This window comes from Pseudoalteromonas porphyrae, from assembly GCF_001298125.1.
GTDB lineage: Bacteria > Pseudomonadota > Gammaproteobacteria > Enterobacterales > Alteromonadaceae > Pseudoalteromonas > Pseudoalteromonas neustonica.
The window spans coordinates 1-609 of the sequence record NZ_LHPH01000092.1 but is presented as its reverse complement, the minus strand read 5'-3'; the positions used below and the strand labels follow the sequence as shown (position 1 = coordinate 609).

Below are 609 nucleotides of genomic sequence, written 5' to 3'. Positions count from 1 at the left end.
GTCTTTACCCAAACATTAATTTCACCATGAGCTTGCCGGGGGAATTTGAGAAACGTGTACCCATCGAATCTCAGGACTTTTCCGAAATGCTAGGGATTGTGCTTGACAATGCCGGCAAGTGGGCCAGTAGCAAAGTGGACAGTCGCATTGTGCTCGATGATGTCCTCAGGATTACCGTTGAGGATGACGGTCCTGGTGTTCCAGTAGATGACCTGCCTCGCCTTGGCCAGCGCGGCCGGCGGCTGGATGAAAGTCATCCTGGGTATGGCCTTGGCTTGTCTATTCTGTGGCAACTCATGACGCGCTATGCCGGGAAAGTGAGGTTTGAGCCCAGTGCACTGGGGGGCTTGTGCGTGAGGATGGAGGTGCCCATCAAGGAATCTACCGATTAATTGCGCATTTTCAGGCCTGTTTCAGGTTCGTCAGTCAAACTGGCTCGCGTCAAACATGGACGGGAGTCACACATGGCAAACTCGCGCGTCATCACGCACCCGATGTCACGTCGTCAGATCCTCAAAGGCGGTGCGGCGCTTGGCCTTGGGTCGGCAGCGGCCCTTAGCCTACGTCCTAGCTGGGCCAACCCCTGGGGTCAGACCAATGTCTATTCCA

2 protein-coding genes are annotated in these 609 nt (G+C 55.5%); both read left to right on the top strand.

Going from position 1 to position 609, the window contains the following annotated elements:
- Positions 1 to 392: ATP-binding protein (locus ADS77_RS21325; protein ID WP_235575848.1), on the top strand; the 392-nt coding region annotated here is incomplete at its 5' end.
- Positions 393 to 464: 72 nt separating this feature from the next.
- On the top strand, positions 465 to 609 hold a 145-nt coding region (locus ADS77_RS23005; protein WP_152960668.1), incomplete at its 3' end, for a twin-arginine translocation signal domain-containing protein.